Genomic DNA, 22034 nt, shown 5'->3' with positions numbered 1-22034 from the left:
TTTATCCATCTTTTATAAATTGTTTGCTTTATTGACTAAACTACTTTTGCGCACCTCCAGCCTAAGCACTTTAAAGGCATAGGCAAGCGCACTGGCCAGAGAGGCCTTGGTAATGATGTTCGAAAGATCGATACCAAGATGTACCACGGTCTGTGCAATTTCAGGGCGGATACCACTGATGATACACTCTGCGCCCATTAAACGCGTTGCGCTTACGGTCTTGATCAGGTGCTGTGCAACAAGGGAATCGACCGCAGGAACGCCTGAAATATCTAAAATAGCAATGCTTGACCCGGTTTCAACAATTTCCTGAAGCAGGTTCTCCATGACGATCTGTGTACGCGAACTATCCAATGTACCGATAATCGGAAGGGCCAGTATGCCATCCCAAACCCTGATCACAGGCGTAGATATTTCTGCAATCTCATCGGTTTGACGAAGGATGACTTCCTCACGTCCCTTAATAAAGGTTTCAAAAGTCACAATACTCAGATTGTCCATCACCTTAATGATCTTCATGCTTTCATCAAACAGCTGTTTAGTATCCTGGATTTCACGCTGCAAAACCTCCAGCAGCGCCTCTTTGAGACTATGGACAAATCTGCCGGTTTCTCTTGGAGAGAATCCCTGACGGGCACGGGTTATGGCGATCCCGCCCAGAATTTCGATCACCGGATCCCAGCTATCTGAATTAAAATCCTCCAGATTTTCTTTCGAAAGATTGGTTACCAGGGCAGAAATCAACTCTTCAGACTGACCACGAAGGTCTTCGTTGCTGATAAGATCTTCCCTGAGCCCATCGTCAGAGAGTTGGTTTTTCATCCAGATTTCCAGGATGTTTTGTTGTTGTTTCTGTAGCAATTTCAGCGTATTAAATGACATTTTTAGATGAATGGTTAAGGTTTTACACTCGACATCCGGCACTGGACTTATATTTCTTGAAAGGTAATCATTGCCTTTGGCATTAGGAAATATATTTATCTCGGTTAATCCGTAGTCTTTTCGCGCAATCCAAAGGCTCACGACTACGGACAGACGGGAAATAGGCGGTTTTCAAAAATCTCGGTTTTTATTGCGTATCGAGCCGATGATAGCGGATTTGAGCAGAAAAAAATCATTCAATCAGGCATCGAAAACCAAGGTAATTTTTGATTTAAACACCTTGATCAGATTATGATGGAAAAAAATTGGCAGCGTAACAATGAACAGCTAAACCCTGACCTCCTTGCAATCAAAAATTTAAGCGAACTACTTATTTGATTTCAATGTGATTTCCATACCCACTAAATCTGCTGAACTTACCTTAAGTTTAATATTGCCGGCTTTATTTGTTGTTCTAATCACAACTAAGGCCCGACCTTTCCAGGCCTTGCGGGAATTGCCTGTATACGGATCTGTATCTTTTAGGTTTCCATTATCTACCCCCACAATCGTTCCGGGGCCTTCTACTACAAAGTGCAACCTATTCTCCGCATTGGGTTGAAACACCCCGTTGCTATCGGTAACTTCGACCGTTACAAAGGCAAGGTCCTGTCCATTGGCAGTAATCCTGTTCCGATCTGAAAATACTTTTACAGTACTGGCTTTTTCAGCCGTTTTTAAAATTTTATGCGCTACTTCTTTACCATCCTGTACACCAGCAACGCTTAATTCTCCGGGGGCATAAGGCAGCGTAAAAATGGCTTTAAACTCCTGTTTTTCTGTTGTTTCTTTCTCACCAATCAGTTTTTTATTGAGATATAACCTCACTTTAGGATATTTCGAGTACAGCTCAACCTGTATATTCTTCCCTTCATAACCTGGCCAGGTCCAGCTTTCCCATGTTGGCCATACAGACCAATCCGTTTCTTTAATTTCCAGAGGCGCCAGATTTGGCTCTTTAACCGCTACATAAAGCTTTTCGGTATTGTTGTATAACATACTTCGGTAATGGGAAATCGGTTTGCGGTGCCCAAGCAAATCAATATCACCACAATAAGCACCATGCCAGGGAAATAGCGCTGCAGACGAATGAAAATTTGCCGCTTCGCCAGCATAATACCACCTGCCAATACCAGATTCGCCTAAGTAATCCATTGCCGTCCAAACAAAATCGCCAAGAATATAATTGTTGTAATTAACCAGTTTCCAGTTTGCAAAGGCATCTCTGGGATAAGATTCTGTTTGAACAATAATCCGGGATGGCACCCTTTTATGATCATCTATCGCTCTGTGCAATTGATAATTATAGCCAGCGATGTCATGCTCGGCCATTAACGGATCAAAAATCTCCCAATCTTTATCCCAGGTAGTCATGGCTGAAGTAACCGGACGTGTAGGATCGAGTTGACGTACCTTGCCAGCCAGCATTTTTGCTGTTTGCACGGCCTGCGCTTCTTTTCGCTCAATAATTTCATTGCCGATGCTCCACATGATAATCGACGGATGGTTTCTGTCTCTCAGTACCATCGCCTCGACATCTTTTTCCCACCATTCATCGAAATACATGGCATAATCATACTTGTTTTTGGCTGTTTTCCAGCCATCAAAGGCCTCATCAATCACCAGCATTCCTAAACGGTCGCATGCGGCCAAAAATGCTGCTGATGGTGGATTATGAGCTGTTCTTATCGCGTTAAAACCGGCTGCCTTTAACAATTCTACGCGTCGCTCTTCTGCCCTGTCAAATGCAGCTGCCCCTAAACAACCATTATCATGATGTACGCAACCGCCATTTAATTTTATGGTTTTGCCATTCAGCTGGAAACCATTTGTGGTAGAAAATTTAATATCGCGAATTCCAAAATTTTCAGTATTCGAATCCATGAACTTCTGATCAGAAAATATTTCTGTTTTAACCTGATATAAATTTGGTTGCGCTATCGACCATAATTTAGGTTTAACTACAGCTATTTGCTGAAGGAGTTCCTGTTCACTATGCGGCGCTAATTTTATGGAAACCTGATGAGCAGCGGCTTCTTTGGTATCTGGACCCATAATATGGGTACGAACAACCACTGTCTTCATTACCGAAGCATCGTTCTTTATCTTTGTTTTTACCTGAACCAATGCCTTAGCAGTAGAAACTTGTGGGGTAGTAATGCCAGCACCATAATCTGGAACATGAATGGGATTTGTAATTTTGATCCAAACGTGCCTGTAAATACCCGAACCACTGTACCACCTGCTATTTTTCTGTTTGGCATTATCTACGCGGACAGCAACTACGTTTTCCTGATCAAAGTGAAGATAAGGCGTAAGATCGTATGTAAATGCAGAATATCCGTAAGGATATACACCTAAAGACTTGCCGTTAATGAAAACCTCCGCATTCATATATACCCCTTCAAAATTGATGGAAACCAATTTACCTTTCCAGTTAGCTGGTACAGTAAATGTTTTGCGGTACCAGGCAACTCCCGAAGGGAAAAATCCCCCATCTCCCCCCATAGGATTTTCAGGGCTGATCTTCCCTTCAATACTCCAATCGTGCGGAAGATCTAATGTGCTCCAATCCTGATCATTAAAATCTTTTGCCCTGGCTTCTGGAGCATCACCCAGTTTAAATTTCCAGTCAAAATCAAAAAGCTGCTTACGCTCCTGGGCCTGAATGTTTAAGGAAATGCCAAATAAAAATAAAGTGTAAAGAGATAGCAGTTTGGTTAGCCTGAGCATAGCTGATTGAAGGTTTGGTTTAACCAAAATTAAAAAATAAACGTCATAACGACAAAAAAGCCGCCTCAACAATATGAGACGGCATAATCCTAATTTACATAAAATGTATTATTTAGCGATGTCTTACAACACGGAGCTGTTCGTGAATTTTACCTTGTAAGGCCATTGGTCATCATTGGCTTCGTTTTCATCCCATGGATGTGGGGCATAGGTAGTCGGCGCTCCCGTTACTACATACCATAATTTTACAGTACCAGCCGGCACAGTAAAGCTACTGGTGGCATTATTGGTCCACATGCCGCTATACCTGCGTTCTCCTGTATTTAAAAGTGCAACATATCCATGGCGCCAGCCTGCTCTTGCCGGATTTGCCACCTGATTATACCCAGGCGCATTAACCATACCGGTAAACACGGTTGAAACCACCGTACCTGCGGCAGGAACAGTTAAAGGGATAACATTGTAACCAGTAGTACCCGGGGCACGATTATATGCTACCTGGTAGCTTCCATCAGTCAGCCTTGTGTAATTCCAGGTTTGAGCGCCATGGTAATTGGTACCGTAAGATCGTAGTGAAGGAATATCCCAGGTCACAAATCTTACAGCCTGATCGTAAATTTCTCCATTAAAAGTAGCCACATTAATACCATTAAGCCTCATATATGCCTGGATCGGATCTTCCGGTTGGCGAGACTCGCGCCATAATTTTCCGATAAAATCGCGCCCTCTTTTAAATTCCCAATAGTAGAGTATAAAGTAACTGGCATAACGATACCATTCATGGTGAACATGGCGGTGGTAATTATCCTTGTAGACGGTGAAATCATATGCGCTAAAAACCGTCGACGGATAACTCTGGAATCCCTGAAAATTAGCCGTTTGCTCCCAAAAGCCATTACCGCCATTACCGCCAAACCCATAGCGGAACCCGCCAACACCCTGGTCAGCAAAAACCTGGTATTGAAAACTATGCCCAATCTCATGACCGATTACATGACCAACCGGCTGCATGGTAGCCGGGCTAACCCACAGGGCACCAATGACGTTATCATAGCCAGAACCAGTAGCCAGCCATTCCGTTTGATAATTGATAAAGATCATCATCTTATATCTATTCAGCTTGGATGTAGCTAAATTGGCAAAACCTAATTGAGTTACATTTAATTGAAAAAAGCCTTCTGCTTTGCTCAGCAGGTCGGTAATGTTCACCCGATATGCTGCTGGTACAGCGGTTGAATTTGGGTCGTTAGTGCCATAGGGTTTAGCCCAGAAAACAATAAAGTGATCGGAAGAGCGGGATCTTGACCAACTCCATGTGCTGGCCGAATTATTAAAATCATTCGAGCTGAGTTCCTGCGGAATATATACTTCAGGAGCAGCAGCTGCTGCAACCGCTGCTGTGTTGGCCTGCTTTTGCGGCTTAATTAGCGAAGTGGGCTGAATGGAGTTGAATTCCTCTTTACAGCCTGATAACAATACAATGATCAGGAATAATAAAATTTGTTTTTTCATTTTGGTTTTTTAGTTGATTAGGTTTATAGATTGATTAAATTTTATCACACAGTGTACTCATCTCTATAGGGGTTGATTACCTCAGAAGATCAGCAGGCTGTTCGTGAAAAATATTTTTATGATGGGTTAATACTTAAATAAAAGATTTTACAATACACCTCCGCATTCAGCATAAAGTGGTAAGGCGCGGGCCCACTTCACTCCGGGATTTATTACAGTGTTGTATAAAAAATTTGTAATATTTAAATATACACCACAAAAGGCGGCCATTCTGATCGTATATTAACTAAAAGCGGCAAAATATTGATATATTGTTAGTTAAGCTTCCCCGCTGTTACTGTTGCCAGAGAAAAACACGGCTCCGGGAGGAGTACGGAGGTGATAAGAATGAAATTGGTTCAGACAGCTACCTTGATTGTGATGGCCAATATAGGCATGACAATGACAGAGGCACAAGATGATCGACCGAAAAAAAAAGGAGCTGGGTCTTTGAAAAAGCTAAAAACTAAAATTTAGATCAATCAACAATCCTGGTCGTCCCTTAAAAAGCATACATTTTCCTGTTTAAAGATTAATTATACAATATCGTTCTTACTTTTTGCAAAAATGAATTTATTTTTGCTTCCGAATGATTTTGTAGGATTATTATTGTTTTATCATTGTCTAAATGCCTTTCTATATACGTGGAATACCCTGGCCAACCTCCGGAATGATAGACGATTTTGCCATATTTTTTCGAATTCCCCACAAACCACCCAAATCCATAATTAGTTTCTTTTCCATCGTTGGTTTTTACAGCATTAAATAGGAGTTTTTTATCTTTTGAATCTATCAATTTATCGGTATAAAGTGCTCTGTCCCATCTTAATAGATCCGCTGTTGTAGAATTTACTGTTCCGTCGCCCACGATCCCATCCAGATAATAAGTGTAAAATTCTTTTCCAAAACTATTGGGAAGCACATTGTGTCCTAAGCTATCTGTAACATAACCAAGAGCATAATTATCTATTTTTTTTGGTTCAAATCTACTTCTGTAGATAAACGTACTTTTCATTTTTAATGGTTGAAAGATATTTTCACTCAAAAATTGTCCAAATGTCCTACCTGATATTTTTTCTATGATCAACGCTAGTAAAGTGTAACCTGTATCACTGTACTCGTATTTTTCGCCGGGTTGAAAAATAACTTCTGGTTTGTATTTCGCGAAGACATTTACAATATCCTGATTGGTAGCAATTTTTGTTTTATCCCACTTTTGTTCAAAAAACGCTATATAATCGGGAAGCCCGCCAGTATGATTAAGTAAATTTCTGATGCTGATGTTTCCGTAGAAAGCTAGTTCGGGAATATATTTTGAAATTTTGTCGTCATAGTTCAGTTTTCCTTGTTTTTCCAACAAAACAATTCCCATAGCAGTAAATTGTTTGGAAACAGATGCCAACTCAAATATGGTTTGGCTATTAATTTTTTGCCCGGTTTGCTCATTGGCAAGGCCATAACTTTTTTCAAATATGATTTTTCCTTTGTCTGCAATCAGCACATTCCCATTGAACATTTTCTGTTTATAAAGCGCGCCAAATAAGCTATCAAGTTGCTTATAATGATTAGATTGACCAAAAGCGAGATTAAATAATAACAGTCCAATTGTAATCAGAAAAAATGTTCTTCTCATAGCATGTCTTTAGAATTGCCTGTAATGGGCCAGTTATCTCCAAAGGGCGGGATTTGATACCTTAGTTCAGTAATATACAAATTTCGATAGAAGCACAAAAAAAGGTTAATTTAGCATATCAGCATGTCTTTCGGTTATCCTTTTAAAGGAAGGGAATATTGTTTTTTCGATCAATAGGTCGTCGAACCTAATCAAATCAATCTAAATAAATAATAATTAACTGGGAATTTCGCTAAAAGTGTTTTTTCCCCATTTTTGGTGAAGAGCTGCTATCAGTGTGACATTTTTTTTGCCAAAAAAAAAGTAAATATTGATTTATCTTTATCGTCTCCGTACTGGAAATACATATTTGCATGATACGTTTCAGAAAAGCTACAGATGCTGATTTCGATTTAATCTTTCAAATTAAAAGAAAGTCAATCAAGCCATATATAGAGAAAATATGGGGTTGGGATGATGCAGTGCAGCTAGAATTCCACATTGAAGACTTCAATTCTGAAAAAATTAAAATTATAATGGATGAAAGCGATGATGCTATCGGGCTTATTATTACTACAGAGAACAAAACTCATATTTACCTTCAAAGCCTTCTCTTATGCGACAAGGTTCAAGGCAAAGGTATTGGTACCGAAATTTTACGTGACTTAATTAAGCAAGCAAAATCTAAGTCAAAACAAATCGAATTACAGGTTTTCAAAGTAAACAAGCGAGCTAAAGCTTTGTACGAACGATTGGGATTCAGCACAACCGGCCAGACCGAGTTGCATTATCAAATGTCCACCTCCTATTCTAATTGATTATCATTGAAGCGGTCGTCTCTAATGTTCCAAATGTAGAACAAAGAGATACCGTAAGCGTAGTTCCTGCGTATTCCAAAGCCATTAAACAATTACGTATTTTAAGATTTCCCTTTCCTGCCGCAAGTCTTAGCGGTTTGGGAGCTGCTGTGGCCAGGAATTGACATACAGAAATCACTTGTAACTCCCACCTGTTTTTTGTGTCTTAAAGCTAAAATCATTCATGAAAAAGCTCACATCGGGAATTTTTTTTGGTAATACTGATCAAACCATCAAATTGGATGGGCTCATCATCACCAATACTGAATATACTCACGAATTCGTTGATTGGCACTATCATGACAATGCTTACTTTACTTTCCTAATCGCTGGCAAGGTTTCTGAAATAAATAAAAAAGATCACCATAAATGTGTTCCGGGCACTTTACTTTTCCATAATTGTCAGGAACCGCATTACAATGTAAAGCCAAAGGGCTACACAAGGGGAATGCACCTGGAATTGTCTGCTAAATGGCTTTTGGAATTTGCCGGCAAAAATATGGCCGAAGGCAGCCTTGAAGTAATCAATCCCCTGGTAAAATCGCTCTTCCATCAAATCTTAATTTCTACTAAAAATCCCGATGATACCACGCCACTATCGCTCCATGCGCTAGCTGTTAATGCGATAGACAGGCTTTCCAGCAGTTCGAATTATCGCAGATATAAACAACCTCCGGAATGGGTTGATAAACTCACCCAAATGCTTCATGATAGTCCTGATCAAAGTCATTCTCTCGAATCTATGTCCGGTACCATAGGCATACACCCTGTCCATCTATCCAGATACTTTCCAAAGTATTTTGGATGTAACCTTGGAGCATACATCCGAAGCATCAGACTTTGCCGGGCAGCGGCAGAACTCAATGCCGGAAAAAAAACTGCCATCCAGATTGCTTTTGAATGTGGTTTTTACGACCAGACCCATCTCATCCGGTGTTTCAAAGAAGAGTTTCGGTTTACCCCGCATCAGTATCAGCGTTATTTAAAGTAAAAATGGAATAAGTTGTTGCATGTTAATTCTGTACTATTTTTTAGAGTCAAAAAAAGCTAACCTTGTCAGGTAATATTTTCCTATGAAGCAATTTTTATTTTTAACCGTATTTGTCGCATCTATTGGCCTTTGCTTTACCGCAAGCGCTCAATTAAAAAACCTGGAGTTTCTCGATCATCGGCCTGATCCAACTGATTCTGTATCAAAAGAAACCGCTATTACCAGTTATAATATTGGAAGTAGTCAAGACCTCTACCTGAAGATCAACACCGGAAAATCACTTGCTGAGGAACTCGAAAAGCTGGCACCCGGCCTACCCACCGATTCTGCCTTAAAAATCGGAAATTTTCAGTTTTCCTTTTTGATAGAGGGCAAACCCGTTTATAAGGAAGATTTACATCCCGGCGCCATTCTTTTACAGGATAAAATCGTTAGAAAACCACTCCCGGTAGTCTTGATTAGCGGGAGCAGATCCGGGCTGTGGAGCCTGAATATGTGGGACCGTTTTATGATTAATTCGGGTATAAGTTTATTCGGACAGACACCAAAAAAACTGAGCATCCAAATTAGGGTCTATATCGATGCAGGCCATAGAATCTATTCTCCGATTTTGCTGGCAACAGATATTAACATGACCAGAATCCTCCCCCCTATTGATGCAAAATTAATAAAGCCACAACCGATTAGGCCAGGAAGCGGTTGGCCATTATATGCGGGAAAATATAATCAGGAGCTAATTGAACAGCTCAATACCAAAATACTCGATCAGTCTTACAAAAAGATCAATTCAATTGTTGTGATTAAAAAAGGGTCCTTATTATTGGAAGAGTATTTTAACGGATCTTCCAGAACGAGCCTTCACGATGCACGCTCCGTTGGCAAGTCTTTTACGGGCACTTTACTTGGTTTGTCCATTAGAGACGGGTACCTTAAATCCGAGCAGCAGAAATTAAGTGAGTTTTATAATTTAAAGCAATTCGGACATCCATCTGCGAAAAAGGATAGTGTAAAACTTGTTGATCTGTTAACAATGAGCGCTGCTTTTGATGGAAATGACGATGTGATGGAATCTCCCGGCAATGAAGAGAATATGTATCCTACTGCCGATTACGTTAAATTTGCGCTTGATCTGCCCATGGCAGCAAACAAGCAGAATGGGAAACAATGGTCTTATTTCACCGTTGGCACAATGCTTCTTGGAGATATCATGGATAAGGTGATAACAGGTGGTTTGGAACCTTATGCGAAAAAGAAATTATTTGATCCACTGGGGATCGACTCGCTCGAATGGGCACGTACCCCAATGGGTAAACCATTCACCGGTGGAGGATTACGCCTAAAAGCATTAGATTTTGCGAAATTCGGGCAACTTTACTGCAATGCCGGTGTTTGGAATGGCAAACAAATTGTTCCCAAATCGTGGATAAATAAGTCGTTCCGCCATTTGCAAACCCTCCCTGCGGATAGGCCCGGCTTTTATGGGTTTCTTTTCTGGAACAAGACCATTAAAATCGACGGCAAAAATCTGGAAGTCTGGTACAGCTCCGGAAATGGTGGAAATAAAATTTACATCTTTAAGCAAATTGACCTGGTGGTAGTGGTTAATGCATCGGCGTATGGAACTTCTTTTGCCCATCAACAGGCAGATCAGATTTTGGAAAAATATATTCTTCCGGCAGTATTGCTCCCAACTATAACAAATTAAATTTAAAGATGAATGCTAACCAACAGGCCAGAACTGATGAAAACCGTTTGTTAAACAAAAATCCAAAATAAATGACTCTAAAACCCCTCTTATTTACCATTACACTTATTTTCATCAGTAACGCTATCTTTTCGCAAACCAGGCAAGACAGTATAGAAATAAGGCAAACAGCCCTCGATTATATCGAATCGCAGCACAAACCAAACCCGGCACAAATGGAAGGTGCCTTGCATCCAAGAATGGTAAAGAGAACATTTTGGAAAGATAAGCCAACAGGAAAAGACTATATCAGGGAGACAAGCACAGAATCTATGGTTTTACTGGCCGAAAGCTATAATAAAAACAATGATAAGTTTCCGTCCTCCCCAAAGAAAGAAGTAAAATTGCTGGATGTTTCAGAACGGACCGCATCTGTAAAATTAATTGCTGATCAATGGATAGACTACCTGCACATCGTCAAACTAAATGGAAGCTGGAAAATCATCAATGTGTTATGGCAATTTAAAGACACCAGACAGCATTAAATGATTAACAGCCCTAACCCAAAGGTTAATTGTTATCCGTAATTAGTATTAATTCCAATTTTACAGGCTTCGCATAGTTTAACGATAAGCTTCAGTTACAACAACAACTAAGTTGTTCTAAACTAATCTCCTATTTCAACTTTACCAGACTAACCATGAGCAGGAATAATTGAACATTTAAATCGCTTTTTATTCTGAAAATCATCAAAGGCATCTTTGGAGCATAACAAATGTACTTCAATATCAAATCCTGCAATTGATGCGTGTCTTCTTCTTTCGTATTCTTTATTTCTGCTATAATTTGCTTGAGGATCTTTATCGTGATAACCTGTGTTTATTAATATTACTTTGAGCTTATTTTATTGCATCGTTTACCGGCTGGCTATCTACAAACTGCTCGAAACTGATTATTTTTCCCTCCTTCAGTTTACAAACATGGGCCACTCTTGCCATGAATGGCTTTCCTGTAATTTTATAGGTTCCAGTATAAGTTCCATAAGCTACTATTTTGTCTTCGCTGCCTACATAATCTTCGGGCATGAATTTATAATCGATCCATTTGCTTGCTAATCTGCTAAAAACGTTCTTGGTAACTTCTGCCAATCCGATGTAATTACCTGCAAAAATTTGGCAATATAAACTAGTATTTTAACTATTAAAAAGGTTAAGTTTTATCTTTTCCCGTTCTATTTCGGCAATCAATTCTTCCTCTGTAGGTAGATAAGGCATGTATTTAGTAGCAAAGAGTCTGGGATTATCGTTGATCACAGAATACTTAACTACCGTTTCACTTTTCTCTGTACAAAGAATAATACCTATTGTTGGATTATCGCCTTCTGGTTTCTTTAAATCATCAAACATCCGTCTATACATATCCATTTGCCCCACATGCTGGTGGGTAAGTTTGCCAGCTTTTAAATCAATTAACACGAAACATTTAAGTAGATAGTTATAAAATACCAAATCAATATAGAAATGATCTATCTCGGTGCTGATTCTAAATTGCCTGCCCACAAAAGAAAATCCTTTTCCTAACTCAAGCAAAAATTGCTGTAAGTTCTCTATTAATGCTGTTTCAATCTCAGACTCATTTGCAGTTGAAGGTTGCTCAATATTTAGAAACTCAAAAATGTAGGGATCCTTAATGAAATCTTCAGGTCTCTGTTTCTCCAATACTTTACTATCTTCTTGATTTATAGCTTTATCATTTGAAGATAGAAGCCTGTGATAATAGAAAGTGTTAATATTACGCTCCAGAGTTCGAACACTCCAATTCTGTTCAGCAGCTTCGTTTAAATAAAATCCTCTTGCAGCCTCATTTTCAACCCTCATAATTAACCGGTTATGGCTCCATGTCAATTTGCTACACAGTGTGTAGCAAATCTCATTATCACGGTAGGTGAGATAAAATTGACGAAAATTACGCAAATTAGAGTAAGAAAAACCTTTCCCAAATTCAGCTGTCAAAGCTTTGGAAAGTTCTTTCAAGATAGCTTCTCCATAAATGGCTCTTTCTTCACCATGCTGTTCTTGCTCAACAATACGTTTTCCGATCAGCCAATATGCCTCAACCATTGCCGCGTTCACAGCAGTATAGGCGTTTTGTCTGGCTGCAGCTAATATACCTCTGATTTCTTCGATATAATTGGTCATACTTCAAATTTAAACAAAACAATCGATGAGTCGTTAATATTGAAAAAGAATCCAAACTGTATAATGAAACTTAAGCCGGCGAGATAATTGATTTGGGTATTGACCCACATGAAGAAATTACAGCAACAAAAGAGGATAACCGAAGCTACTTTAAACGCTGATGAGAAACCAAATTTAATAATTAAGGTTTTTCTTTGAGATTTGAGATTTTGTTTCTAAATTGCCTATGCGAAGTACAAATAATATATTTTTTCATTTAAATCAGGAGACAGAAAATCCAGTAAATTATTTTTAACGATATTCCCGGCCGAGAGGCAGCCCCTCATTTCCTATGTCTCTGAAAAGAGTTATTTGGTACTTCGCAGCGGCCGGGATATTTTAATTTTTAAGGTCATGCGAAGTACCAAAAGTAAAAATCAAAACACACAGCTCCCTGCTCAGGTTGCAGCTGAAACAGCCAACACGAATGTATTACCTGCCATTTGCGCAGTTAAGGCTACCTTACATCATATTGATGGCCATGTTTCTGAAATCATGATGACTTTGCCACGCTACACCGGATGGGCAGAATTTCTAGAGGACGGGCAAAATTCCATTCGGGAATATGTGTATCAGCTCACCCGGCATTGGATACAGATTAGCCATTTCTTTATCGAAACCGGAACCATCAGCCCCAATGGGACAATAGCATCTTGTTTTTTGCCTCGCCGCTTCGATATCCCTTTAGGCAAATTTTATAAACCAATGGCGCCCGGCGCCTGGGTAACCGCCAATCAGCACCCGCATCATCCAAAATATCACCAAAAAGGATCGAGTAAAAATTTATCAACATTGATGGCTATTGCAGGCACTAGAAATGATGTTGTTTATCATCAAATAGAACCGAATACCATGCTTTGCGGCATTCCTTTCGAAAGCAAATCAGCTTACTTTGAAAAAGGTGATATCCCTATCGGGCATTTTCAAAAAAATGGAATCGAATATATCGTGATTTACAGCTATGTTGCTGATGGGAAGGGAAGTTTTGAGTGAGGAATGGGTAAACTAAATTTAAGCTCTTGCGGATTGGTGAGGGCTTAAATACTAAAGATGTTGCTAGTGTGATAAGCAAAAAGGGGGGGATCTGAATCGCTAATATTTTTCTTTAGAAATCCGTTGTCTCCTTATGCCCACTTCCAACCCACAAGACTACGGAAAGATGGGAAGTATAAAAAATGAAAACTTGGAATAATTGAATTGAAAGTCACCACCCAGAGTATCTTTAACGTAAGTTCTCGCATGGACTAAAAACGTAGCTGAAACGCAAAATAAGTTATTTAGCAAAAAACTCCCATCTTATATCCAGTTTAGGGTTGGAAACAAATCTCTCTGCTCGTTGCATCAATAGCGAATCAAAGATATCTTTATCTTGGTTCGAGTAGCCAATAAATTGCAAAAATTCCTGTAAGTCCATAACATGGATAAACATTTTGCACTCAGACATGGTTTCAATTATCAGCTGAACGGTACTGCTCCAATCCCCAAAATGCATCATTTCGGAAATCAGGACAATTCCGTGCGGAAAAAGTCCGCGGTCAAATACGATCTCACTATTATTTGAATCAAAGATTCCTTGGCCTTCTTTTATTGTTTTAGAAGCTCCCACTAATTGCCCTATCGCTTTTTTTATTTGCTTTTGAAGTCCCAAAATCTTTCTGGCCATAGTCCTATCACCAGTAGCCTCATAAACGCCAAGAGCCTTAGCCTCAATAAGAAAAACACCGTAATCTGAAATAGCGAAAATATCTATTAATTCCCGTAAACTGGACTTAGATTTGACCTTCGGAGCATGATAATTGCGATCAGTGAATAGAGACTGCAAAACAACGAAAATTTCTTTTTCAAATTGTTCACCTTCAAGAGCATCTCCAATATTAGTGTGAACAGGCTCCTCACCACCATAAAATGAATGGTTAATATTTTCTAAATGCTCGTAAGATCCTACTATCGATAAATCTCTCATATTAACCTTAATAGGTTCGTCTTCGCGCGGATTAAGAATTGCCTGAAATTTATCCAGTGAACGATTTAAGTGCCCATTAAAATCACCCACATACATCTGCTTTGGGTTACCCAAGAATGCAAGTACCCGATGTCGGTCCCACTCATCAAGTTTTAGATCTCCAAATGTCTGTACCACGCTCAGCTCGTTACAAAACTGAACCTGAACACATTCAAGATACATAATCTTTAAAAGCGCAAAATGATCTCTTAAGAACCGCTGGGTATTCATTACCAACTGAGGATTTTGCTGATCGTCGAAAATACGTAAACCTGTATGTAGCACCTTAGGGGTACAATCCTCATCAATAGCAAATAATAGTTCAAAACGACAGCCTTTAATAATCGCCTTAATCGTAGATGAAGGCAGTTTAACTAAAATCTTTGATCCATAGCTATCACTAATATACCATATACCAGCATGTTCATGCCGAAGCTCTTTGTCAATTCTTTCTGCATTTTCCTGTTGCTTAATATTGAAGAACTGTCCTGACTTATACATTCCTTTTTACTCTCATATTGAATTACTAATCTAAGCTTTTAAAATTTACTAACTTAAAATAGAAGATTCCCTATCTGTCCATAGAGTTAAGCATAGCGACTCTACGGATTATGGTATAGTTTTGAGTTTCTAAACTCAATTTGGTTTTCTCCAATATCCGTAGTCTCCTTACGCTCAACTTAAGGCTTAAGACTACGCGGACAGATGGGAAAAAATAGTTTCCAATCATCTATCTTAGATGTGAAACTATCCTTAAAATTTTTATCCTTATGCGATTGTAATCGCTGTAGCAAATCCAGACAGATACCTGTGTAAATACCGATTTATTTTTTTAGAAAAAAGGATATAAACTGATGCCATAAAGAACAAAAAAGCTTCGGTGCTACCGAAGCTTTTTAAGTACCCTAAATGAAGATTACTTTGAACACTTAAGTGACTTCTTACAGGCATTACAACCAATTTTTGATGACTTAAAAAGCAAAGGATTTATTTATAACATCCTAAAAACCAAAACAATAGCCGCGCTTAATTGAAAAATTAAAACATAAATTTTTGATATGTTATAAAAATATTTTGTAAAGTTTAGTTTCAGTGGACATGCCAATAAATTTGACCCCTCCTCGCCAATTTACAAATGCAGATAATCAAAAACTTACAATGAATCTATTGTAGGGAAACAAAAAAATTTAATAGATAAAAAATTATAGATCAATGAGTACTAGCGTGCGCATCTATCTCATTTTTTATATCTAAAGCTACACTGCGGGCGTTCTCTGGTACGATCACTTCAACAGTTACTTTTGAAGAGGATTTAGATTGTAAAAACTCTTTGATAAAGTTATTTGTTGAAATATCATCCTTTGGAAGTAGTGCCAATAAATACAGATGTGAAGGTTCTTTAGAAGTCTTGAGTTCATCAATCTGCCCTGCCCATCTGAATACCTTGTTTCTTATGGATTCAGTTTTCTGCAGATCAAAATTGACGGTTTCAAAAAAATTCAAATGCCCATTTTTCCATGAATGTTCAAATCTAACCTCTTCAAATTTAGTTTTGATACTGACAGGCTTTAAATATCTGGATATATTTAATTGGTCGAAATATTCTTTATAAATTTTACTCCATATGTCTTTATCACTTTGATATTCCCGGTCAGACTCAGTTAAATTAATATTTACTTGTCTATTATAGAGATAATCAACTAAAGCATTAATACTGACATCCAAGCTCAAAGTGGTTTCAGTAAAAAAAAGCGCAGAATCATCTTTTGGTAAAACTCTTCGAGTAACTTCTTCCAAAGAAACAAAAGATTCAAATTCCAATTCGGAAGATAACTGATTGTCAAGCTTTTTAAGCTGCTCCTCTATAAACCTCACTGTTTTGATTATAAATCGGGAGTTGGTATTGGGAAAAACTTGTGATAATCTGGTTGTTTTGTCAATAAGTCTAACGCCAATTCTCTTCTCATCAGGATCATAAGCAACAACCCCAAGATTAACAAATTCACCAGTAATCCTATCTGGAAGAAATCTTAATAATTGATATTGGAAGCTTTTCATGATAGTATGAGTTTTATATTAGATATAAATTCTTCTCTATTTACGTTAATAAGGTCAACATGATTTTTGACTGATATAAATATCTCTTCATCCATCCACTCTGCCGGTATCAATTCTCTACACCGTACCCAAAATGCATCATTTAAATTAATCATTTTTTTACCAAAATCATCTAGTTGAGAATGTTTATTTTTGAGACGCTTGATCAAACAATGTTGATTTACCCAAACCATATCAACATCTGGAAAGGTCCAAGGTTTTGGATTTCTTAAAAAAGACAGAACTAGATGAAATCCAAAAGCTAATTCATGGTCCAACATTATTAACTGATTTCCGTCGGTAATCATATTAGGTTTTAAACGATTTCGGTCGTTATTCTGAATCAACAAATCAAATGCAAAAACATACTGTGCTGCCTCTTCCTGCTGTCTAGTGAGCGATACATCATTCTCTAAAGTTATGAACTTCGCAATGTATTTTGAGCCAACATTAAATCCTAAACTTTTGCTAGTTTTCAAATAAAAATCCTGACCTAATTGTGCTCTAACGAAATCATCTGTAATATCAACAACTACGGGCTCAACCACATCCAATTCGAGTTCAAGTGCAATGAAAGCAGCTAAAATTTCTCGCAAGCGCCCTTCTTTATGCATTCGCTCAGCGCCATTTAACTTTACAATGTAATCATTTTTCGTGCCACTTTTTTTATCTATACCGGTAATTATTAATGGTTTATTGGCACTATTTGGAAGTTCATGATGAGCCTCAACGGCTAGAACGTCAGGAAGATAATAGGATTGAGAGGTTATTTTCATTTTTAATAATTGGCGAATATAAAGATTTTCCAAATTTATTTATCATCTGAGTAAATAAATTTGAAAAGTCAAAGAGATACATCATAAAGCGCATATTTATTTAGGATGAGATGGGAAATTTATAAACATGATTTACTCACTGACGCGAGTTTAGTGCAGCCAGGTTTAAGCAATGGCTTGACTTGTACCTTAATTAGGTCAACAGATTACTACTCGCCGCTTTTTTTATTAGCCTTATTAAAGCCGCGTAATTGCCACACCATAAAAACAAAAGAGTTTGGCAAAAACCAAACTCTTTGTACCCAGAAGCAGATTCGAACTGCCACGCCGTTGCCAGCGCCACCCCCTCAAGATGGTGCGTCTACCAATTTCGCCACCTGGGTTTATTTTATCATACTGTCACTCCCAATTTGATGGTGCGTCTACCATCCCGATTGCTATCGGGACCGCCACCTGGGTTTGAAGTTTGCAAATATATAAATTAACGCTAGTGCACTGCAACATTCATAAAATATTTTTTGAACTAAAATTTCGGAAAGCAAATCTTAACATAGTAAACCTTTTCCAGTATCGGACAACTTGTAAACTTATTCCAGTATAGCACACTAACATAAAAGTGTAAATGTTATAACGGACTTTCGACGCACTTAAGACGGGGTTTCGTCGGACTTATGACAATTGTACCCGAATAAAAGTCGGCTTAAATCAGAAGAAAATACAACTTATTTGTTTATAAATCAGCTATTTGCTATATTGTATTACATAAATTAATTGAATCATGGGAAAAATAGAAAACGGAATTAACGGAGGTTTCACCGGGACGGTGGGCGCCGTAACCGGTTATTACCTGAACGGGAAATGGGTGATCAGGAGCAAACGCAGAAAATCTATCAAAAACAAAACCGGTAGTGCTGATCAAAAGGCCTGCAGATCGCGTTTTACCATCATGCAGACCTTTTTAAGCCCTATTGTTGCCTTTATCCGGATTGGTTTTAACCTGGAGTCGAAAAAACGCATGATGACCGCCCATAATGTGGCGAAATCCTATAATATGCTGAATGCCCAGAATGCCGCCGGCGAAATCGACTATGCCGCTGTGCGTTTGAGCTTTGGAAACCTCAGCGGTGCGGAGGGGGTTAAGCTGGAACACGACGATGCGGGTGTACATTTCAGCTGGACGGATAATGCTAACGGCAATTACACCAGGAAGCATGACCAGGTGATGCTAATGGTTTATGATGTGGACAACAAAACGGCCATCTATGAAACAAGTGGCGCCAGGCGGTTAAAAGAAAGGGAAAGCCTGGAAATTCCTTCCTTTTATAAAGGAAGTACATTCCACACCTGGATGGCTTTCATTGCAGACGACAGAATGGGGATATCTGCGAGTACGTATTGCGGCAGTTTCGTTTTTTGATCACAAACGAATGAAGCTTTTATATTAAATAACGCTAAGATTCGAAACTAAGCCCGTCGTAAGCCAGCCTGATGTTCGACGGCAAGTCCTTTTCCACATCTGCATGTTTACCCAGATTATGGCTGATGTGCGTCAGGTAAGTGGTTTCTGCCCCTACCCTTTCTGCAAAGGCAATGGCCTCGCCCAAGGTAAAATGTGAAATATGTGGTTCTTTCTGCAAAGCATTAAGCACCAATATTTTTGTTCCCTTTATTTTCTCAAAACTCTGTTCTGATATGGTTTTAGCATCGGTGATGTACGTAAAATCGCCAATCCGGTAGCCGGTAATAGGCAGTAAATGGTGCATGACTTCAAATGGAGTGATGGTTGTTTCGCCAATCTTAAAATCTTCGCCATTGGTTACCTTATGTAAATTAATCTGTGGTAAACCATGGTATTTGGTTTCGGCAAAGATGTAATAAAACTCTCTTTTTAATGCGGTTTGTACCCTTTCGGTAGCATAAACATCGATTACCTTATGGAGCAGGTAATTAAAGGGCCTGATATCATCTAAACCGGCAATGTGATCTTTGTGTTCGTGGGTAAACAACACCGCATCCAGGTCTTTTACCTTTTCGCGCAAAAGCTGGTAACGGAAATCCGGTCCACTATCTACTACAATGGTTTTATCAGCCGTTTCCACCAATATAGAAGTCCTTAAACGGTTATCTCTTTTATCAGTAGATCTACAAACCTCACAAGTACAGGCAATTACAGGAACGCCTTGTGATGTACCGGTACCTAAAAAAGTAACTTTCATCTGCTTAAACTTTCCTTTCTAAATAAGTAATCCCTGCTTTGTATCTTCATTAAAATAATTCGGTTTGTTGTAAAGATTGATAAAACTGGCGTTGCTTCTCGTCCAGCAGGTTTTCCTCCGCATTGGTCTGTTTTACCAATGTAACCAATGCGGCAATTTTTCCTTCCAGATTGGAGAACTTATTGACTACAATAACCTTATTGTGTTCGAGCAGACAGGAACCCGTTTTAAAGTTCCCTTTCTCATAACGTACCTTATAACCCATTGCAAAAAGCAGGGTTTCTAATTTCTCTAAAGTATGGTTTGTTAGTGGCAATGACATTGGAAACAAACTTAGATAAATCTGCGCAGCATTCATAAACACATGATGAAAAATTTATCAACTGCGATGTTTGCTTCTAAAATATTTAGAAAATCAGGGCTATGAATCAATCGGTTGCGAAAGTTCTGCATCTGCTTACTCATCCTGATCAATGTCCTATCGCGTAAGAAATTATTGTTAGTCTGGATTTGTTTTTTAGTACATATTCTAGGTAATCGTCATGCTGAATTTATTTCAGCATCTTTACTGCTAAATAATGCGCTCTTATATCTTAGAAACTATCATGTGGACACAATTAAGTAAAACATTCTTCTACCGCTCTATGCCGCGGGGGCAAGGTACTTTGGAGCGCCAAAGTACCCAAAGCGCTTTGTCAATCCAGCAATGAGCCTTTTACACAATCACACACACATCAAAAAAACAGCGGCACTTCGTTTTGTGTTCAATTCTATTCAAAGCTTTGAATCATTTCTTATGAACACAAAACCACTGCGTTTCAGGCTTGTCAGTGCCAACTTACTTTAACTGCAACTGTTTTTTTGATTTCTCCGGCTCTTGGGATTGACGGCATCCTTCGGTAAAACCTGTTTGTTATTGAAGCAAGCTAGCGTGGTGCCTTAACTATTCTAAGAAAAATGCACTACGAGCAGAACTTTAGGTTGAGACCATAACGAATTGTGGAACTGTTGTAAAGTATGAATAAATGAAAAGCTTTTCTGTTAAACAAGTACATGCCTTTTATAAAATAAATCTGATTCAATAAAACAAAAGGTTCAGCTGTTTCCAACTGAACCTTTTTACGGGGAGAACAATCTTAATTAATCCGGTTAAAAAGTCCTTTTACATTTCCAGAACCACCGCTGCCAGTAGTAGTGATATGGCCGGCGTTTCCATTTCCGTCGTAACCGCTTCCTTTGTTGTTATTGGATTTGCAATTGGTAACGGTATGCGGAACATTTTGTCCGGCACTACCCAGTTTAAAACCATTTCCATCACCATTTGTACCATAACCATTATTAGTGGCAGTACAATTATTGATTACAACAGTATAAGGTTGTCCGTATAAATCCCATCCGTCATCAGAATTGTGGTAGGCATTACAGGAGTTAAACTGATTACCTGCACCGGCAGATAATTTACAGGCATAACCATCTGCATTTTCACCACCGTTGGCCACGTCATAATTATCATAAGAAGTAGAATTATTGATGCTGTTGTGGTGACCGCCGTTATAAATCTGAAGTCCGGAATCCTTATTTCCATGTGTGGTTACCTTATTCACATAATTATAGCCACCTGTCTGGAAAACAATCCCGCAGTCGGGTGCGTTTCTGATGGTCATATTGGTAATATTCCAGTAACTTCCATTTACTTTTACACCCCAGTTGGCACCAGAAATACCTGAACAATCCAATATACCGCCGGTAAAATTAATTTTAGAGCTGGATGTACCGCTTTTAAGTAACTGAAGGGTGCTGGTGAGGTAAATGGTACCACTCACCGTGATCACATCGCCTGGTTGCGCATTTGATATCGCTGCTTTTAAAGCAGCTTCAGTAGTTACAGTAGCACTCACTGCCGCAGCTGCAAGCCCTAGTTTGTTTGGCTGAACGATGGATTTACCATCTGCAACATCAGTCATTGTAGTGTTGTCTTTTTTGCATCCGAACAATGCAATAGCCATCCCGAGTACGAGAATACCTGATTTTTTTTTCATGATTGTAGAATTATATTTGGTTATTAATGAACATGAAATTAGTAATATAACTACAAAAACGTATAATAAATCATATATATCTATGCAATCGTTCCCGTAACTAAAAACGAAATAAAATTACAAATATCAAACTCTTGCTTATATGCATTACTTGTAACCTGAGTTCGATTAATATTTGAATCATAGTTAATGTTTACAGCAGCATTATCTCACGCGATCGTCATGCTGAATTTATTTTATTAGCAGTTTTTATTGTTTTAAAGGCCTAATAGCTACTTCGTGGTCAGCATCTTTCATGCTTTTAAGACCCTGAAATGA

18 protein-coding genes and 1 tRNA gene are annotated in these 22034 nt (G+C 38.7%); 6 read left to right on the top strand and 13 right to left on the bottom strand.

Translation table 11 applies throughout. The annotated features are described in order from the left end of the window. Window positions 1–12: 12 nt before the first annotated feature. From OQX63_RS16960 to OQX63_RS16945, 4 genes are all read right to left on the bottom strand, one after another. The gene (locus tag OQX63_RS16960) at window positions 13–882 is read right to left on the bottom strand and encodes an STAS domain-containing protein (protein ID WP_265852008.1); all 870 of its coding nucleotides are present in this window, start codon (window positions 880–882) and stop codon (window positions 13–15) included. A 366-nt stretch (window positions 883–1248) separates the two neighbouring features. Then, window positions 1249–3654, bottom strand: a complete 2406-nt coding sequence (locus OQX63_RS16955) for a sugar-binding domain-containing protein (protein ID WP_265852007.1) — start codon at window positions 3652–3654, stop codon at window positions 1249–1251. Window positions 3655–3777: 123 nt separating this feature from the next. Beyond that, complete coding sequence (locus tag OQX63_RS16950; protein WP_265852006.1) at window positions 3778–5166, bottom strand: DUF6055 domain-containing protein; 1389 nt, start codon at window positions 5164–5166, stop codon at window positions 3778–3780. Window positions 5167–5737: 571 nt separating this feature from the next. Then, the gene (locus tag OQX63_RS16945; RefSeq protein ID WP_265852005.1) at window positions 5738–6838 is read right to left on the bottom strand and encodes a serine hydrolase domain-containing protein; all 1101 of its coding nucleotides are present in this window, start codon (window positions 6836–6838) and stop codon (window positions 5738–5740) included. A 353-nt stretch (window positions 6839–7191) separates the two neighbouring features. On the opposite strand from OQX63_RS16945, the gene OQX63_RS16940 reads away from it, so the two are divergent. The 4 genes from OQX63_RS16940 (at window position 7192) to OQX63_RS16925 (ending at window position 10894) form a co-directional block, all read left to right on the top strand. Next, complete coding sequence (locus OQX63_RS16940; RefSeq protein WP_265852004.1) at window positions 7192–7635, top strand: GNAT family N-acetyltransferase; 444 nt, start codon at window positions 7192–7194, stop codon at window positions 7633–7635. Window positions 7636–7858: 223 nt separating this feature from the next. After that, complete coding sequence (locus OQX63_RS16935; protein ID WP_265852003.1) at window positions 7859–8665, top strand: helix-turn-helix transcriptional regulator; 807 nt, start codon at window positions 7859–7861, stop codon at window positions 8663–8665. An 82-nt stretch (window positions 8666–8747) separates the two neighbouring features. Beyond that, entirely contained in the window at window positions 8748–10370 is a 1623-nt protein-coding gene (locus OQX63_RS16930; RefSeq protein WP_265852002.1) for a serine hydrolase domain-containing protein, read from the top strand. Window positions 10371–10441: 71 nt separating this feature from the next. Beyond that, window positions 10442–10894, top strand: a complete 453-nt coding sequence (locus OQX63_RS16925) for a nuclear transport factor 2 family protein (RefSeq protein WP_265852001.1) — start codon at window positions 10442–10444, stop codon at window positions 10892–10894. 354 nt (window positions 10895–11248) lie between these two features. Here OQX63_RS16925 and OQX63_RS16920 read toward each other — a convergent pair whose 3' ends face one another. Together OQX63_RS16920 and OQX63_RS16915 are read right to left on the bottom strand one after the other, a co-directional pair. Continuing rightward, the gene (locus OQX63_RS16920; RefSeq protein ID WP_265852000.1) at window positions 11249–11497 is read right to left on the bottom strand and encodes a nuclear transport factor 2 family protein; all 249 of its coding nucleotides are present in this window, start codon (window positions 11495–11497) and stop codon (window positions 11249–11251) included. Between the two features lie 45 nt (window positions 11498–11542). Then, window positions 11543–12547 carry a PDDEXK nuclease domain-containing protein gene (locus OQX63_RS16915; RefSeq protein ID WP_265851999.1) on the bottom strand — a complete coding sequence of 335 codons (1005 nt, stop codon included), beginning with the start codon at window positions 12545–12547 and terminating at the stop codon, window positions 11543–11545. A 393-nt stretch (window positions 12548–12940) separates the two neighbouring features. Between OQX63_RS16915 and OQX63_RS16910 the strand changes: the two genes are divergently transcribed. After that, window positions 12941–13579: a hypothetical protein gene (locus OQX63_RS16910; RefSeq protein WP_265851998.1), complete on the top strand. Its 639-nt coding sequence runs from the start codon at window positions 12941–12943 to the stop codon at window positions 13577–13579. A gap of 280 nt (window positions 13580–13859) precedes the next feature. Here the strand turns inward: OQX63_RS16910 and OQX63_RS16905 are convergent, their stop codons facing one another. The 4 genes from OQX63_RS16905 to OQX63_RS16890 all read right to left on the bottom strand — a co-directional run bounded on the left by OQX63_RS16905 (window position 13860) and on the right by OQX63_RS16890 (window position 17844). Further along, on the bottom strand, window positions 13860–15089 hold the full coding sequence (locus OQX63_RS16905) for a hypothetical protein (protein ID WP_265851997.1): 1230 nt from the start codon (window positions 15087–15089) through the stop codon (window positions 13860–13862). Between the two features lie 708 nt (window positions 15090–15797). Then, window positions 15798–16646: a DUF3037 domain-containing protein gene (locus OQX63_RS16900; protein ID WP_265851996.1), complete on the bottom strand. Its 849-nt coding sequence runs from the start codon at window positions 16644–16646 to the stop codon at window positions 15798–15800. Beyond that, window positions 16643–17461, bottom strand: a complete 819-nt coding sequence (locus tag OQX63_RS16895) for a HipA family kinase (RefSeq protein ID WP_265851995.1) — start codon at window positions 17459–17461, stop codon at window positions 16643–16645. The genes OQX63_RS16900 and OQX63_RS16895 overlap by 4 nt, the downstream gene beginning before the upstream one ends. 299 nt (window positions 17462–17760) lie before the next feature. Next, a tRNA-Leu gene (locus OQX63_RS16890) sits at window positions 17761–17844 on the bottom strand. 395 nt (window positions 17845–18239) lie between these two features. Here OQX63_RS16890 and OQX63_RS16885 point away from each other — a divergent pair. After that, the gene (locus OQX63_RS16885) at window positions 18240–18878 is read left to right on the top strand and encodes a DUF6266 family protein (protein ID WP_265851994.1); all 639 of its coding nucleotides are present in this window, start codon (window positions 18240–18242) and stop codon (window positions 18876–18878) included. Between the two features lie 34 nt (window positions 18879–18912). Here OQX63_RS16885 and OQX63_RS16880 read toward each other — a convergent pair whose 3' ends face one another. The 3 genes from OQX63_RS16880 to OQX63_RS16870 form a co-directional block, all read right to left on the bottom strand. Next, the gene (locus OQX63_RS16880; protein ID WP_265851993.1) at window positions 18913–19677 is read right to left on the bottom strand and encodes an MBL fold metallo-hydrolase; all 765 of its coding nucleotides are present in this window, start codon (window positions 19675–19677) and stop codon (window positions 18913–18915) included. Window positions 19678–19726: 49 nt separating this feature from the next. Further along, window positions 19727–19999: a hypothetical protein gene (locus tag OQX63_RS16875; RefSeq protein ID WP_265851992.1), complete on the bottom strand. Its 273-nt coding sequence runs from the start codon at window positions 19997–19999 to the stop codon at window positions 19727–19729. 814 nt (window positions 20000–20813) lie between these two features. Next, window positions 20814–21716 (bottom strand): right-handed parallel beta-helix repeat-containing protein, encoded by a 903-nt coding sequence (locus OQX63_RS16870; protein ID WP_265851991.1) that lies wholly within the window; start codon window positions 21714–21716, stop codon window positions 20814–20816. Between the last annotated feature and the right edge of the window lie 318 nt (window positions 21717–22034).

The organism is Pedobacter sp. PF22-3 (assembly GCF_026239555.1).
GTDB lineage: Bacteria > Bacteroidota > Bacteroidia > Sphingobacteriales > Sphingobacteriaceae > Pedobacter.
Note: the sequence above shows the minus strand (reverse complement) of the source record. Positions and strands in the feature narration are given on the sequence as shown.

Excerpts from the sequence above, each read along its gene's own strand:
- OQX63_RS16960 (WP_265852008.1), bottom strand. The coding sequence starts at position 882 with ATGTCATTTAATACGCTGAAATTGCTACAGAAACAACAACAAAACATC.
- OQX63_RS16955 (WP_265852007.1), bottom strand. The coding sequence starts at position 3,654 with ATGCTCAGGCTAACCAAACTGCTATCTCTTTACACTTTATTTTTATTT.
- OQX63_RS16950 (WP_265852006.1), bottom strand. The coding sequence starts at position 5,166 with ATGAAAAAACAAATTTTATTATTCCTGATCATTGTATTGTTATCAGGC.
- OQX63_RS16945 (WP_265852005.1), bottom strand. The coding sequence starts at position 6,838 with ATGAGAAGAACATTTTTTCTGATTACAATTGGACTGTTATTATTTAAT.
- OQX63_RS16940 (WP_265852004.1), top strand. The coding sequence starts at position 7,192 with ATGATACGTTTCAGAAAAGCTACAGATGCTGATTTCGATTTAATCTTT.
- OQX63_RS16935 (WP_265852003.1), top strand. The coding sequence starts at position 7,859 with ATGAAAAAGCTCACATCGGGAATTTTTTTTGGTAATACTGATCAAACC.
- OQX63_RS16930 (WP_265852002.1), top strand. The coding sequence starts at position 8,748 with ATGAAGCAATTTTTATTTTTAACCGTATTTGTCGCATCTATTGGCCTT.
- OQX63_RS16925 (WP_265852001.1), top strand. The coding sequence starts at position 10,442 with ATGACTCTAAAACCCCTCTTATTTACCATTACACTTATTTTCATCAGT.
- OQX63_RS16915 (WP_265851999.1), bottom strand. The coding sequence starts at position 12,547 with ATGACCAATTATATCGAAGAAATCAGAGGTATATTAGCTGCAGCCAGA.
- OQX63_RS16910 (WP_265851998.1), top strand. The coding sequence starts at position 12,941 with ATGCGAAGTACCAAAAGTAAAAATCAAAACACACAGCTCCCTGCTCAG.
- OQX63_RS16905 (WP_265851997.1), bottom strand. The coding sequence starts at position 15,089 with ATGTATAAGTCAGGACAGTTCTTCAATATTAAGCAACAGGAAAATGCA.
- OQX63_RS16900 (WP_265851996.1), bottom strand. The coding sequence starts at position 16,646 with ATGAAAAGCTTCCAATATCAATTATTAAGATTTCTTCCAGATAGGATT.
- OQX63_RS16895 (WP_265851995.1), bottom strand. The coding sequence starts at position 17,461 with ATGAAAATAACCTCTCAATCCTATTATCTTCCTGACGTTCTAGCCGTT.
- OQX63_RS16885 (WP_265851994.1), top strand. The coding sequence starts at position 18,240 with ATGGGAAAAATAGAAAACGGAATTAACGGAGGTTTCACCGGGACGGTG.
- OQX63_RS16880 (WP_265851993.1), bottom strand. The coding sequence starts at position 19,677 with ATGAAAGTTACTTTTTTAGGTACCGGTACATCACAAGGCGTTCCTGTA.
- OQX63_RS16875 (WP_265851992.1), bottom strand. The coding sequence starts at position 19,999 with ATGTCATTGCCACTAACAAACCATACTTTAGAGAAATTAGAAACCCTG.
- OQX63_RS16870 (WP_265851991.1), bottom strand. The coding sequence starts at position 21,716 with ATGAAAAAAAAATCAGGTATTCTCGTACTCGGGATGGCTATTGCATTG.